The sequence below is a fragment of the Streptomyces cyaneochromogenes genome (genome assembly GCF_003963535.1).
Taxonomy (GTDB): domain Bacteria; phylum Actinomycetota; class Actinomycetes; order Streptomycetales; family Streptomycetaceae; genus Streptomyces; species Streptomyces shaanxiensis.
Window position 1 is genome coordinate 3,704,517 of sequence record NZ_CP034539.1, and the last position, 14,317, is coordinate 3,718,833.

Consider the following 14,317-nt stretch of genomic DNA (forward strand, 5'->3'; position numbering starts at 1 on the left):
GGGTCCCGATCGACATATCGGGGCTCTTGCGTATCTAACGGACATATGCAAGAGACGCAGATCACAGTGATGTGAACGTAACCATCGAAGGGGTTCGAAGGTCTAAGTTGACGATGTCAGAGAGCGTCTTGGGGGGCGCTTGCTGGCATCTGGGGATGTCTTGGGGGACTTCCTCAGAGTTGCGTTGCCGGGGCACGTACATCGGGAAGCTTTGAGCGGCCCTCCCGAGCGTGCGCTGTCCCGGCAGACCGCACACAACCATGAGTACGACGAGATTTGCTCGTTCTGCTCAAACGGCAACACCGAAAGACAGCGAATTCAGGCGCTGGTCTCTCAGACGCCCGGCCGGATCCCGTGGGGGGAATCCGCACCGGGACATGGGAAGGCGCCCTGGACGTCGGCCCGTGGGGGGACCGCCGCCAGGGCGCCTTCTGCTATCCGTACGCACTTTCCGGCCTGCACCCGTACGCATCTCTCGGCCGCGCACGCACAAGAGCCCCGCACCCGACCAAAGTCAGGCACGAGGCTCCGACAGCAGGACTCAGCGCTCCTCGACCGGAACGAAGTCGCGCTCCACCACGCCCGTGTAGATCTGGCGCGGGCGGCCGATGCGGGAACCCGGCTCCTTGATCATCTCGTGCCACTGGGCGATCCAGCCCGGGAGGCGGCCGAGGGCGAACAGGACCGTGAACATCTCGGTCGGGAAGCCCATGGCCCGGTAGATCAGGCCGGTGTAGAAGTCGACGTTCGGGTAGAGGCTGCGCGAGACGAAGTAGTCGTCGGAGAGCGCGTGCTCCTCCAGCTTCAGGGCGATGTCCAGCAGCTCGTCGGACTTGCCGAGGGCGGAGAGGACGTCGTGCGCGGCGGCCTTGATGATCTTGGCGCGCGGGTCGAAGTTCTTGTAGACCCGGTGGCCGAAGCCCATCAGGCGGACGCCGTCCTCCTTGTTCTTCACCTTGCGGATGAAGGAGTCGACGTCGCCGCCGGAGGCCTGGATGCCCTCCAGCATCTCCAGGACGGACTGGTTGGCGCCGCCGTGGAGCGGGCCCCACAGGGCGGAGATGCCGGCCGAGATCGACGCGAACATGTTCGCCTGCGACGAGCCCACCAGGCGGACCGTCGACGTCGAACAGTTCTGCTCGTGGTCCGCGTGCAGGATGAGCAGCTTGTCGAGCGCGGAGACGACGACCGGGTCGAGCTCGTACTCCTGCGCCGGCACCGAGAAGGTCATCCGCAGGAAGTTCTCGACGTAGCCGAGGTCGTTGCGCGGGTAGACGAACGGGTGGCCGATCGACTTCTTGTACGCGTACGCGGCGATCGTCGGGAGCTTGGCGAGCAGACGGATCGTCGAGAGGTTGCGCTGCGTCTCGTCGAACGGGTTGTGGCTGTCCTGGTAGAACGTGGACAGCGCGGAGACGACCGACGACAGCATGGCCATCGGGTGGGCGTCGCGCGGGAAGCCCTTGTAGAAGTTCTTGACGTCCTCGTGCAGCAGGGTGTGCTGCGTGATCTCGTTCTTGAAGGTCGAGAGCTCGTCGACGGTCGGCAGCTCGCCGTTGATCAGCAGGTAGGCCACCTCCAGGAAGGTGGAGCGCTCGGCCAGCTGCTCGATCGGGTAGCCGCGGTAGCGGAGGATGCCCGCCTCGCCGTCGAGGTAGGTGACGGCGGATTTATAGGCGGCGGTGTTGCCGTAGCCGCTGTCCAGCGTCACCAGACCGGTCTGGGCGCGGAGCTTGCCGATGTCGAAGCCCTTGTCGCCGACGGTGCTGTCAATCACCGGGTAGGTGTACTCGCCGTCGCCGTACCGCAGTACTACAGAGTTGTCGCTCACGTCTTCCCTCACCGACGTTGTGCCTCATCTTCGAGGTTGCCCTGACTGTCTCTACCCTCCCCCATTTGGCTCAGGAGAGTGCACTCGGGGTCGACCATTGGGCCTATCGGCGGCACTCAGTGCCGCCAACCTGCCATCCTGCCCCCTGTTTTCCCCATCTGGAAGTGGTCTGTGACCTTCACGACTCGTTTGATCGATCATTTTTTTCGATGCCTCACGAATCGCCAGGTCAGAAGGGGGTCGGCTGGGGGACCTGAAACGGGGTCAGGAGCCCGCGAGCCGGAAGTCGAGCGCCGTGCAGCGCCGCCCTGCCGACACCGTGCGCACCGCCTGACCGATCGCCTTGCGTGACCCCACGAGAACGACCAGCTGCTTGGCCCGGGTCACGGCGGTGTACAGGAGGTTCCGCTGGAGCATCATCCATGCTCCTGTGGTGACGGGGATCACCACTGCGGGATATTCACTTCCCTGTGAACGGTGAATGGTCACCGCGTACGCATGCGCGAGTTCATCCAGTTCGTCGAATTCGTACGGAACCTCCTCGTCCTCGTCCGTCAGCACCGTGAGGCGCTGGTCGACCGGGTCGAGCGAGGTCACCACGCCCACGGTGCCGTTGAAGACACCGTTCTCCCCCTTCTCGTAATTGTTGCGAATCTGGGTGACCTTGTCGCCGACACGGAAGACCCGGCCGCCGAACCGCTTCTCCGCGAGGTCGGGGCGTCCCGGCGTGATGGCCTGCTGCAGCAGGCCGTTCAGCGTGCCCGCGCCGGCGGGGCCGCGGTGCATGGGCGCGAGCACCTGGACGTCCCGGCGCGGATCGAGGCCGAACTTGGCCGGAATACGACGGGCGGCGACGTCCACCGTGAGCCGTCCGGCCTCCTCCGTGTCGTCCTCGACGAAGAGGAAGAAGTCCTTCATGCCGTCGGTGACGGGGTGCTGCCCGGCGTTGATCCGGTGCGCGTTGGTCACCACGCCCGACTGCTGGGCCTGACGGAACACGCGCGTGAGGCGCACGGCCGGGATGGGGCTGCCGTCGGCGAGCAGGTCCCTGAGGACCTCCCCCGCCCCGACGCTGGGCAACTGGTCGACATCGCCCACGAAGAGCAGATGGGCGCCCGGCGGTACGGCCTTGACCAGCTTGTTGGCCAGCAGCAGGTCCAGCATGGACGCCTCGTCGACCACGACCAGGTCGGCCTGGAGCGGGCGGTCCCTGTCGTAGGCCGCGTCGCCGCCGGGCTTGAGCTCCAGCAGGCGGTGGACGGTGGAGGCCTCCGCTCCGGTGAGCTCGGCGAGTCGCTTGGCGGCGCGGCCGGTGGGGGCGGCGAGCACGACCCTGGCCTTCTTGGCGCGGGCCAGCTCCACGATCGAGCGCACGGTGAAGGACTTGCCGCAGCCGGGACCGCCGGTCAGGACGGCGACCTTCTCCGTCAGCGCCAGCTTCACGGCGGCCTCCTGCTCGGCGGCGAGGTCGGCGCCGGTGCGGCCCTTCAGCCAGCCCAGCGCCTTGTCCCAGGCCACGTCACGGAAGCCCGGCATACGGTCCTCGTCGGTGCGCAGCAGGCGCAACAGCTGGGCGGAGAGGGAGAGTTCGGCCCGGTGGAAGGGGACGAGGTAGACGGCGGTGACGGGATCGCCCGAGCCGCCGTCGGGACCGGGGACCTTCTCCCGTACGACACCGGGGTCGCCGCCGTCCTCGGGGACCTGGGCCAGCTCCGCGAGGCACTCGATGACGAGGCCGGTGTCTACCTGGAGGAGCTTGACCGCGTCCGCGATCAGCCGTTCCTCGGGGAGGTAGCAGTTGCCCTGGTCGGTGGCCTGCGACAGCGCGTACTGCAGGCCCGCCTTGACCCGCTCCGGGCTGTCGTGCGGGATGCCGACGGACTGGGCGATCTTGTCGGCGGTGAGGAAGCCGATGCCCCAGACGTCGGCGGCCAGCCGGTAGGGCTGGTTCTTCACGACGGAGATCGAGGCGTCGCCGTACTTCTTGTAGATCCGCACGGCGATGGACGTGGAGACCTCCACCGTCTGCAGGAAGAGCATGACCTCCTTGATCGCCTTCTGCTCCTCCCAGGCATCGGCGATCTTCTTGGTGCGCTTGGGGCCGAGGCCTGGGACCTCGATGAGCCGCTTGGGCTCCTCCTCGATGATCTTCAGGGTGTCCACACCGAAGTGCTGGGTGATGCGGTCGGCGAAGACCGGGCCGATGCCCTTGACCAGGCCGGAGCCGAGGTAGCGGCGGATGCCCTGGACGGTGGCCGGCAGGACCGTCGTGTAGTTCTCGACGAGAAACTGCTTCCCGTACTGGGGGTGGGAGCCCCAACGGCCCTCCATCCGCAGCGACTCACCGGCCTGGGCGCCGAGCAGCGCGCCGACGACCGTGAGCAGGTCGCCCCCGCCGCGCCCGGTGTCGACACGGGCGACCGTGTAGCCGTTCTCCTCGTTGGCGTACGTGATCCGCTCCAGCACGCCTTCGAGCACGGCGAGCCGCCGTTCACCCGTGGAAGTCCCCGCCTGATTGGACATGATCCGACGGTACCGGCCGGGTCCGACATCGCGGGCGGCCTGTGCACCCGGCGGCCGCCGGCCTGCCTCACCCCGCCTGTGCCGTCACGTGGTCGATGACCTTCTGGAAGTCCTCGGTCGGCGAGAACTCCACCAACTCGCAGTCCTCCAGAGCCACGGGGACGTGCCCGGGCGCCCAGTAGTACGCCTGCCCCGCCTCGTAGTGCTCCTCGCCCTCGGCCGTCAGCATCCGCAGCCGCCCCTTCAGCAGGTAGCCCCAGTGCGGGCACTGGCAGGCGTCGCCGTCGAGGCCCTTGAGGGCGGGGCCCATGTCCGTGCCCTCCGGCAGGCGGATGTAGCCGACGGACATGCCGCCGCCCATGGGCTTGGTGCGCACCTCCACGCCGTCTCCGGCGAGGGCGACGGGTACCTCGTCGCGGGTCGCTGCCGTCATGACTCCTCCACTCCGGCCCACGAGGGCCTGCGAGAACGCCCCCTGTCCCTCCAGGCTGGACCGCTCCGGAGTGCGCCGCGACATCACGATCCGGTTTCGGGATGTGGTTGAGGGCTTGATCAACCCCCGTGTAATCGATTCCAATCCTCCGTACACGTCGATGTAATCGATTCCAGGCGCGATCCGCGAACGATCCGCATCGACTCCACGAACGATCCACAAGGAGGTGGAGCGGCGATGGCGAGCATCAAGGACGTCGCTGCCGAGGCGGGGGTCTCCGTCGCCACGGTGTCGCGTGTCCTGAACGACCATCCGTCGGTCAGCGCCGAGGCACGCACGCGCGTGCTGGCGGCCGTCGAGACCCTGGGCTACCGCCCGAACGCCGTCGCCCGCTCCCTGCGCACCGACCAGACCCACACCCTCGGCCTGGTCATCAGCGACGTGCTCAACCCCTACTTCACCGAGCTGGCCCGCTCCGTCGAGGAGGAGGCCCGCGCGCTCGGCTACAGCGTCATCATCGGCAACGCCGACGAGCGGCCGGATCTGCAGGACCACCATGTGCGGAACCTGCTGGACCGCCGGATCGACGGCCTGCTCGTCTCCCCCACCGACGGCGGCTCGCCGCTGATGCTGGACGCCGTGCGGGCGGGGACGCCGATGGTCTTCGTGGACCGGTGGATCCCGGGCGTGGACGTGCCGGTGGTGCGGGCGGACGGGCAGACCGCGGTACGGGATCTCGTGGCGCATCTGCACGGGCTGGGGCATCGCAGGCTCGCCATCATCGCGGGCCCCGCGGCGACGACGACCGGACGCGAGCGCGTCGAGGCCTTCCGGGAGGCGCTCGCCGCGTACGGCCTCGAACTGCCCGACGCCTACACAGGGCAGGGCGACTTCCAGGCCGAGAGCGGGCGGCGCGTCACCGAGGGCTTCCTCGACCTGCCCGAGCCGCCCGAGGTCGTGTTCGCGGCCGACAACCTGATGGCGCTCGGCGCGCTGGACGCCGTACGCGCGCGTGGGCTGCGCGTGCCGGACGACATCGCGCTCGCCGCGTTCGACGACATCCGGTGGTTCGTGCACACCGATCCGCCGATCACCGCCATCGCCCAGCCGACGGGCGACCTGGGCCGGGCCGCCGTACGCGCCCTGGTCGACCGCATCGAGGGACGGCCCGGCGAGTCCGTCACCCTCCCCGCCCGTCTCGTCGTACGCCGCTCCTGCGGCGAGAACCCCGCCGAGACCCCCGTAACGAACAGGAGCCAGTCGTGAGCAACGCGGACGAGTTGCTGCGCATCGAGGGCATCAGGAAGGCCTTCCCGGGCGTGGTCGCGCTGGACGGCGTCGACTTCGATCTGCGCCGGGGCGAGGTGCATGTGCTGCTCGGCGAGAACGGCGCGGGCAAGAGCACCCTCATCAAGATGCTCTCCGGCGCGTACACGCCCGACGCCGGGCGGATCCTGGTCGGCGGCGAGGAGACGCGCATCCACGGGGCGCAGGACTCCGAGCGCCTCGGGATCGCCACCATCTACCAGGAGTTCAACCTCGTTCCCGACCTCACGGTCGCCGAGAACATCTTCCTGGGCCGCCAGCCGCGCCGCTTCGGGATGATCGACCGGAAGCGGATGGAGGCCGACGCCGAGGTCCTGCTGCGGCGGGTCGGCGTCAACGTGTCGCCACGCGCGCGTGTGCGTGAACTCGGCATCGCACGCCTGCAGATGGTCGAGATCGCCAAGGCGCTGAGCCTGAACGCGCGCGTGCTGATCATGGACGAGCCGACGGCCGTGCTGACCTCCGAGGAGGTCGAGAAGCTCTTCGCGATCGTGCGCAAGCTGCGCGAGGACGGCGTCGGGATCGTCTTCATCACGCATCACCTGGACGAGATCGCCGCCCTGGGCGACCGGGTGACGGTCATCCGGGACGGCAGGAGCGTCGGGCAGGTCCCGGCCGCCACGCCCGAGAACGAGCTCGTACGGCTCATGGTCGGGCGCTCGATCGAGCAGCAGTACCCGCGTGAACGGGCCGAGGCGGGAGCCGCGTTGCTCTCCGTCGAGGGGCTCACCCGCGACGGTGTCTTCCATGACGTCGGCTTCCAGGTGCACGCCGGTGAGGTCGTCGGTATCGCCGGGCTCGTGGGCGCCGGTCGTACCGAGGTCGTGCGGGCGGTCTTCGGGGCCGATCCCTACGACAAGGGCGCCGTGAAGGTCTCCGGGACGGCCCTGAAGGGCCACGACGTGGGCGCCGCCATGGCGGCCGGCATCGGGCTGATCCCCGAGGACCGCAAGGGCCAGGGGCTCGTCCTCGACGCCTCCGTCGAGGAGAACCTCGGCCTGGTGACCATGCGGTCCGCGACCCGCGGCGGGCTCGTCGATCTCAAGGGGCAGCGGGAGGCCGCCGCCCGGATCGCCGAGCAGCTCGGCGTGCGGATGGCCGGACTCGGCCAGCACGTACGGACGTTGTCCGGCGGCAACCAGCAGAAGGTCGTCATCGGCAAGTGGCTGCTGGCGAACACCAAGGTCCTGATCCTCGACGAGCCGACGCGCGGCATCGACGTCGGCGCCAAGGTCGAGATCTACCAGCTCATCAACGAACTGACGGCAGCCGGTGCCGCCGTCCTCATGATCTCCAGCGACCTGCCCGAGGTGCTCGGCATGAGCGACCGGGTCCTGGTCATGGCACAGGGCCGGATCGCGGGCGAACTCCCCGCCGACGAGGCCACCCAGGACGCCGTGATGGCGCTCGCCGTCAGCAACCCCACCACCGAGAAGGAGGCCCCCCGTGGCCGCTGACACGCTCAAGAGCACGACGGGCGCGAGTGGCGCCTCGGGGCTTCGCCGCCTCCTGCTCGACAACGGCGCGCTCACCGCGCTGATCGTCCTCGTCATCGCGATGTCGGCGCTGTCCGGCGACTTCATGACGACGGACAACCTCCTCAACGTCGGCGTCCAGGCGGCCGTGACCGCCATCCTCGCCTTCGGTGTGACCTTCGTGATCGTCTCGGCGGGCATCGACCTGTCGGTCGGCTCGGTCGCCGCCCTGTCCGCCACCGTCCTCGCCTGGAGCGCGACGTCGGAAGGCGTCCCGGTCTTCCTCGCCGTCCTCCTGGCCATCGCGACCGGCATAGCGTGCGGCCTGGTCAACGGCTTCCTGGTGTCGTACGGCAAACTCCCGCCGTTCATCGCGACGCTGGCCATGCTGTCGGTGGCCCGCGGCCTGTCCCTGGTGATCTCGCAGGGCTCCCCCATCGCGTTCCCCGACTCGGTCTCGCACCTCGGCGACACGCTCGGCGGCTGGCTGCCGGTGCCGGTGCTCGTGATGGTCGGCATGGGGCTGATCACGGCGTTCGTGCTGGGGCGGACGTACATCGGCCGCTCGATGTACGCGATCGGCGGCAACGAGGAGGCGGCCCGCCTCTCCGGTCTGCGCGTGAAGAAGCAGAAGCTCGCGATCTACGCCTTCTCCGGTCTGTTCGCCGCCGCCGCGGGCATCGTGCTCGCCGCCCGTCTCTCCTCCGCGCAGCCGCAGGCCGCGCAGGGCTACGAGCTCGACGCCATCGCGGCGGTCGTCATCGGCGGCGCCTCGCTTGCCGGCGGCACGGGCAAGGCGTCCGGCACGCTGATCGGCGCGCTGATCCTGGCGGTGCTGCGCAACGGGCTGAACCTCCTTTCCGTGTCCGCCTTCTGGCAGCAGGTCGTCATCGGTGTCGTGATCGCGCTCGCCGTGCTCCTCGACACCGTGCGCCGCAAGGCCGGAGCGACCCCGGTGGCCGCGGGCACGTCCCAGGGCGGCAAGGGCAGGCAGGCGGCGACGTATCTGCTCGCGGCCGTGGTCGCGGCGGCGGTCGTCGGGGCGACGTCCCTGCTGCACAGCGGCTCCTCGGAGGCGAAGAGCCAGAAGATCGGCCTCTCCCTGTCGACCCTCAACAACCCGTTCTTCGTGTCGATCCGGGCCGGGGCGCAGGAGGAGGCGCAGAAGCTGGGCGTCGACCTGACGGTCACGGACGCGCAGAACGACGCCTCGCAGCAGGCCAACCAGCTGCAGAACTTCACCAGTGAGGGCCTCGGCACGATCATCGTCAACCCGGTGGACTCCGACGCGGTGACCCCGGCGGCGATGGGCGTGAACAAGTCCGGCATCCCGCTCGTCGCCGTCGACCGGGCCGTCAACAACGCCGCCACCGCCGCGCTCGTCGCCTCCGACAACGTCACCGGCGGCAAGCTCGCCGCCAAGGCGCTCGCCGAGAAGCTGGGCGGCAAGGGCACCATCGTGATCCTCCAGGGCCAGGCCGGCACGTCCGCCAGCCGCGAGCGCGGCGCCGGCTTCGCCGAGGGCCTGAAGGACTACCCGGGCATCAAGGTCGTGGCGAAGCAGCCTGCCGACTGGGACCGCACCAAGGGCCTGGACGTCATGACCAACCTGCTGCAGGCCAACCCGGACATCGACGGCGTCTTCGCCGAGAACGACGAGATGGCGCTCGGCGCGATCAAGGCACTCGGCTCCAAGGCCGGCACGTCCGTCCAGGTCATCGGCTTCGACGGAACCGCGGACGGGCTGAAGGCCGTCAAGGCGGGCACGCTGTTCGCGTCGGTGGCGCAGCAGCCGACGCAGCTCGGCAGGATCGCCGTGCAGAACGCGGTGAAGGCCGCGCAGGGCGACAAGGTCGCGAAGTCGGTGATGGTGCCGGTGAAGGTGGTCACGGAGGAGAACGTGGCCGGGTTCGCGGGCTGAGACGGACGGACAGGCAGACTGACCGGCGGGCAGGCGGGCGGCTCCGATCGGGGATCCGCCCGCCGTACGTCGTTGCGCGGACCAGGCGTCACTACGGGGACCAATCAGGGGAGCAACCACATGTATGACTACGACCTCCTGGTCGTAGGGTCGGCCAACGCCGACCTGGTGATCGGTGTCGAGCGCCGGCCGGGGGCCGGGGAGACCGTGCTCGGCTCCGACCTCGCCGTCCACCCGGGCGGCAAGGGCGCGAACCAGGCGGTCGCGGCCGCCCGGCTCGGGGCCCGTACGGCGCTGCTGGCCCGGGTCGGCGACGACGGCCACGGCCGGCTGCTGCTCGACTCGCAGCGGGCGGCGGGCGTCGACACGGTGGGCGTCCTGGTCGGCGGTGCGCCGACCGGCGTCGCGCTGATCACGGTGGACCCGTCCGGGGACAACAGCATCGTGGTCTCGCCCGGGGCCAACGGCAGGCTCACTCCCGAGGACGTCCGGGCCGCCGCGAGCCTCTTCCAGGCGTCCCGGGTGGTGTCGGCCCAGCTGGAGATCCCGCTGGAGACGGTCGTGGAGGTCGTACGCAGCCTGGCGGACGGCAGCCGCTTCGTCCTCAACCCCTCCCCGCCCCGGCCGCTGCCGAGCGAGGTGCTGGCGGCCTGCGACCCGCTGATCGTCAACGAGCACGAGGCGAAGGTCATCCTCGGCGACTCGGCGGTGGGCGAGACGCCGGAGGACTGGGCGCGGATCCTGCTCGCCAAGGGGCCCCGCTCGGTGGTGGTGACCCTGGGCGCTCAGGGCGCGCTGGTGGCCTCCGCGCAGGGGGTGACGCGGGTGCCGTCCGTGAAGGTGGACGCGGTGGACACGACGGGCGCGGGCGACGCGTTCACGGCCGCGCTGGCCTGGAAGCTGGGGGCGGGCTCGTCCCTGGCCGAGGCGGCGGCGTACGCGGCCCGGGTCGGGGCGGCGGCGGTCACGAAGCAGGGCGCGCAGGAGTCCTTCCCGACCGCGGCGGAGGTCGAGGCCCGGTGAAGAAGGCCGGAATCCTGAACCGTTTCCTCTGCGGCGCCCTCGCCGAGCTGGGCCACGGCGACGGCGTGCTCGTGTGCGACGTGGGCATGCCGATACCCGACGGCCCCCGGGTCGTGGACCTGGCCTTCCGGGCCGGGGTGCCGTCGTTCGCCGTGGTGCTGGACGGCCTGCTGGCCGAGCTGGTCGTGGAGGGCGCGACGGCGGCGAAGGAGACGCGGGATGCCAACCCGGCGGCGGCCGCACTGCTGGACGGGGAGTTTCCCGAACTGGAGCTGGTCACGCACGAGCGGCTGAAGGAGCTGTCGGCCGGGGCGCGGCTGGTCGTGCGGACCGGGGAGGCTCGGCCGTACGCGAATGTGCTGTTGCGCTGCGGAGTGTTCTTCTGAGCCGCGACCAGGAGCCTGACTGGCGCCATTCATGGCACCAGTAGCGAAACGAGGTCGCGGCATGTCGATAACGGCCAGCGAGGCCCGCAAGAACCTCAAGGTCACGGAGCCCGACCTCGTCATTGTGCTGGCGCGATACCACTACTCCTGAGGCTCGCGAGCCGAGGGCGACAAGCTTCGAGGGGCCCGGTCAATGACCGGGCCCCTCGGGTTTTCCCCTCCCGTCAGGACCCCCGCGATCCCCCCAGATCCCCCTCCAGAAGTCCTGATGCCAAGTACGACCCGCGAGGTCGGCGGAGGGTTGCACGGTGTCCGCGAAAATTTTTCCGCGTCCCCCGGCACCGTCTCGGCGTGCCGACGATTCGGGGCGGACGTAGCGTTTAGGCATGTCCGAGGTAGACGAAAACCCCCTCACGTCACTCCAGGACGACGTGCTCGCAGAACTCGGCGACGATCGGATCTGGGACATCGCGGGGCTGCTGGGCACGGACGAGGCGGGCGCCCGGCAGATGGTCGGTACGACGGTGACGGCACTGTCCGGCGAGGCCGACACGGTCGCGACACCGCACGAGGCCCCCCTCACGGGCGTGGCCACGCTGGGGGGCTTCGCGACGGGTGGCCTCATGGCCGGGGTGCTGGCCGAGGAGGCCGAGTCGGTGGCCCACGCGGTGGCCCGGCGGACGGGGCTGGCGCCGGAGGCGGTGTCACGGGTGGTGGAGATGGTGATTCCGGTGGAGCTGGCGGTGCTTACCAAGCGGGCGGGGCGTCGCTGAGCCGGAGGGCCACGCCGCGCCCACCTGGATGCCGTACGGCACTGGAGACCAGCTCGGCGCCGAGCAGCTCGAGGGTGTCGCCGAGCTGCTCGGCGGTGACGGCGAGGTGGATCATCCGACGGCAGACGGGGACGGAGCGGGTGTCGTCGGGGTGGTAGATGGGCGGATTGTGGTCTACACCAGGCACCCCCTGCCTCAGTATCCTCATCCGTGGCCAGTAGCACACCATCCCCCACCCAGGTTGCGTGCTGGCGCGGGCGACACCCCACCTGTCTCTGCACCTCTGCACTCTGCCCAAGCAGCCGGGTGACCTCCCCCCGTTCACCGCCTCCAGGAGGATCACGGTGAGAGTTCGCACCAGAAGCTCGGCGATCATCGGCACCATCTGCCTCGTCGCTTCCCTCGCCTTGACCACGGCGTCCGCCGACGAGCCCGTCGCCCCACGTCAGGCAGCGAAGGTCACGCTCAAGGAAGTGGCCACGGCCCGGAATCCGACCGCCGGCACCGCCGGCCCCGGTGGCACGATCTGGATAGCCGAACGCGCAGGCACCGTAAGGGCCTTGGGCGATCAAGGGCTCGGCGAGCCCGTCCTCGACATATCCGGCGACACCACCACCGACGGCGAACGCGGCCTGCTGGGCGTCGCGTTCGACAAGGGATTCGCGCACTTCTACGTCTCGTTCACGAACCTCCAAGGCACCAGCACGGTGGACGAGTTCGCCGTGCGGGACGGCAAGATCCAGCCGGACACCCGGCGCACCGTCCTCACCCAGACGCAGCCCTACGCGAACCACAACGGCGGCGACATCGCGTTCGGCCCCGACGGCTACCTCTACATCGCGTTCGGCGACGGAGGCGCGGGCGGCGACCCGCACGGCAACGGGCAGAACCTCGACACGCTGCTCGGCAAGCTCCTGCGGATCGACCCGAGCGGCGCCAAGCCGTACGCGATCCCGCCGGACAACCCGTTCGTGGACGACCCGAACGCGAAGGACGAGATCTGGGCGTACGGGCTGCGCAACCCGTGGCGGTTCTCCTTCGACGCGGGCACGGGCGACCTCCTGATCGGTGACGTCGGCCAGAGCGCCTGGGAGGAGATCGACTGGGCCCCGGCAAGCAGCAAGGGCGGCGAGAACTACGGCTGGTCCCGGATGGAGGGCAACCATCCCTTCCGGGGCGGCACGGAGCCCGCGAACCACGTGCCGCCGATCCACGAGTACGACCGCAACGGGCTGGGCTGCTCGGTAACCGGCGGATACGTCTATCGAGGCACGGCGATCCCGGACCTCAGGGGCCAGTACGTGTTCAGCGACTACTGCGACGGCACCCTGCGCACCCTCCAGATGGAGAACGGCAAGGTCACCGGCGTGGGCGACCTCGCGGTCGACGGCGGCTCGGTCGTCTCGTTCGTACAGGGCGGCGATGGCGAGCTGTACGTGCTCGACCTGGGAGGCCGCGTCTCCCGCGTCGACCCGGCGTAACGACTGCCGGCAGTGCCCCCTCTGCCCCCGCCATGGCGGCGGGGGCATACTCCGGCTGAACAGAGCGCGTCAGCGCTCGTGACGCGGGTGGACGTGGAGATGGACCCATGGCAGGACCGCCGCCAGCATCAGGCACGCGACCTCGAACTGCCAGGGTGACGCCGTCGCGAGAAGCGACAGCGCCTTCGCCATCAGATAGGGACCGATGACCGATCCGGCGACTCCGGAGAAGGCGATGAGCGTCCGAAGCGCCTGTCCGGACTCCTTCTCCGACACGGAGGCCGTCAAGGCCGGGCCGTCGGGAGTCGTCGTGATCGACACGTATGCGGAACCGGTGGGTTCCCCGGTGTCGAGTACGAGGGCTTCGTCGTCTTCCTCGTTGCCGTGGGTCGGCGGGTCGTTGAGGGGCATGGCCGGACCTTTCCGGCCGGTTCAGAGTGGGTTGTGTATCAAGGGGGAACCGGCCTGATCGGCTGCACGGCGCCACCTCCATCCCGGGTTGAGTGCGGACAGCGACCTTCCCGGCAGCCGACCGCTCGCCCGAGCCCTCCTGGACCAGCGGCCTCCTCCGGGGTGCGCAGCTCTTCGCTGCGCCATTCCCCCCTTGCTCGCTGTGGAGCGCGGTGCCGCGGCCCCGTGTCCGCGGTGCCCGCGCTTCTCAACGAGGCAGGACCCACCGTAGCAAAGCTGGTGCGTTAACGCACCAATCTGGTGGTGTTCTGCTGCATTCCATGGCAGACTTGCAGATCAGAACGTCAGGGCGGACAAGACGAGAAGAGAAGGAGGGGCTGCACATGGGAGGACAGCCGGTTCGTTCGTTGCGTCATCCTGCGAGTGAGCGGTACTCCGTGACACTCGTTCCGCCGGCCGTGCAGGCGGTCGCCGAGCTCACCGAGGCGACCGGACTCAGCAAGGCGGACGTGATCAACCGCGCGGTGCAGATCTACGCCTATCTGGAGGCGCAACGGACGGAGGGTCGGGAGATCCTGCTGCGGGATCCGCAAGGCGCCCTGGAACGGGTACACATCGTCTGACGGCGGCCCCGCCCGGGATGGCGCCATCCCGCATCGGCCCACGGCGACAGCGGCGGAGGCGCCGCCGGTGACTCTCACAAACCTGATCCGGACATGGAACTGCCCCGCCCG

At 69.6% G+C, this 14,317-nt stretch carries 13 protein-coding genes; 8 read left to right on the forward strand and 5 right to left on the reverse strand.

Translation table 11 applies throughout. From position 1 onward, the window contains the following. Window positions 1–541 precede the first annotated feature (541 nt). The 3 genes from EJ357_RS16515 to EJ357_RS16525 all read right to left on the reverse strand — a co-directional run bounded on the left by EJ357_RS16515 (window position 542) and on the right by EJ357_RS16525 (window position 4,787). Window positions 542–1,831, reverse strand: coding sequence for a citrate synthase (locus tag EJ357_RS16515; RefSeq protein WP_126392356.1), 1,290 nt, complete (start codon window positions 1,829–1,831; stop codon window positions 542–544). Window positions 1,832–2,095: 264 nt separating this feature from the next. Then, window positions 2,096–4,354 carry an SF1B family DNA helicase RecD2 gene (recD2, locus tag EJ357_RS16520; protein WP_126392357.1) on the reverse strand — a complete coding sequence of 753 codons (2,259 nt, stop codon included), beginning with the start codon at window positions 4,352–4,354 and terminating at the stop codon, window positions 2,096–2,098. A gap of 67 nt (window positions 4,355–4,421) precedes the next feature. Continuing rightward, window positions 4,422–4,787, reverse strand: a complete 366-nt coding sequence (locus tag EJ357_RS16525) for a cupin domain-containing protein (protein WP_126392358.1) — start codon at window positions 4,785–4,787, stop codon at window positions 4,422–4,424. Between the two features lie 237 nt (window positions 4,788–5,024). Between EJ357_RS16525 and EJ357_RS16530 the strand changes: the two genes are divergently transcribed. From EJ357_RS16530 to EJ357_RS16555, 6 genes are all read left to right on the forward strand, one after another. After that, window positions 5,025–6,053, forward strand: coding sequence for a LacI family DNA-binding transcriptional regulator (locus EJ357_RS16530; RefSeq protein WP_126392359.1), 1,029 nt, complete (start codon window positions 5,025–5,027; stop codon window positions 6,051–6,053). After that, window positions 6,050–7,570: a sugar ABC transporter ATP-binding protein gene (locus tag EJ357_RS16535; protein WP_126392360.1), complete on the forward strand. Its 1,521-nt coding sequence runs from the start codon at window positions 6,050–6,052 to the stop codon at window positions 7,568–7,570. Before EJ357_RS16530 ends, EJ357_RS16535 begins: the two co-directional genes overlap by 4 nt. Continuing rightward, window positions 7,560–9,509: an ABC transporter permease/substrate-binding protein gene (locus EJ357_RS16540; protein WP_126392361.1), complete on the forward strand. Its 1,950-nt coding sequence runs from the start codon at window positions 7,560–7,562 to the stop codon at window positions 9,507–9,509. Before EJ357_RS16535 ends, EJ357_RS16540 begins: the two co-directional genes overlap by 11 nt. A 120-nt stretch (window positions 9,510–9,629) precedes the next feature. Then, window positions 9,630–10,532, forward strand: coding sequence for a ribokinase (locus EJ357_RS16545; protein ID WP_126392362.1), 903 nt, complete (start codon window positions 9,630–9,632; stop codon window positions 10,530–10,532). Continuing rightward, complete coding sequence (gene rbsD, locus EJ357_RS16550) at window positions 10,529–10,918, forward strand: D-ribose pyranase (protein WP_126392363.1); 390 nt, start codon at window positions 10,529–10,531, stop codon at window positions 10,916–10,918. The genes EJ357_RS16545 and rbsD overlap by 4 nt, the downstream gene beginning before the upstream one ends. Window positions 10,919–11,304: 386 nt before the next feature. Next, a complete protein-coding gene (locus EJ357_RS16555) occupies window positions 11,305–11,691 on the forward strand; it encodes a DUF937 domain-containing protein (protein ID WP_126392364.1) in 387 nt (128 codons plus the stop codon). On the opposite strand, the gene EJ357_RS16560 is transcribed toward EJ357_RS16555, so the two are convergent. Further along, complete coding sequence (locus EJ357_RS16560) at window positions 11,666–11,878, reverse strand: hypothetical protein (protein ID WP_126392365.1); 213 nt, start codon at window positions 11,876–11,878, stop codon at window positions 11,666–11,668. The genes EJ357_RS16555 and EJ357_RS16560 overlap by 26 nt on opposite strands. A gap of 157 nt (window positions 11,879–12,035) precedes the next feature. Here EJ357_RS16560 and EJ357_RS16565 point away from each other — a divergent pair, with 157 nt between their 5' ends. Beyond that, window positions 12,036–13,172 (forward strand): PQQ-dependent sugar dehydrogenase, encoded by a 1,137-nt coding sequence (locus tag EJ357_RS16565; RefSeq protein ID WP_126392366.1) that lies wholly within the window; start codon window positions 12,036–12,038, stop codon window positions 13,170–13,172. 69 nt (window positions 13,173–13,241) lie between these two features. Here EJ357_RS16565 and EJ357_RS16570 read toward each other — a convergent pair whose 3' ends face one another. After that, the gene (locus tag EJ357_RS16570) at window positions 13,242–13,583 is read right to left on the reverse strand and encodes a hypothetical protein (protein WP_126392367.1); all 342 of its coding nucleotides are present in this window, start codon (window positions 13,581–13,583) and stop codon (window positions 13,242–13,244) included. A gap of 437 nt (window positions 13,584–14,020) precedes the next feature. On the opposite strand from EJ357_RS16570, the gene EJ357_RS16575 reads away from it, so the two are divergent. Next, window positions 14,021–14,206 (forward strand): hypothetical protein, encoded by a 186-nt coding sequence (locus tag EJ357_RS16575; RefSeq protein WP_228473078.1) that lies wholly within the window; start codon window positions 14,021–14,023, stop codon window positions 14,204–14,206. The last annotated feature ends 111 nt before the right edge of the window (window positions 14,207–14,317 follow it).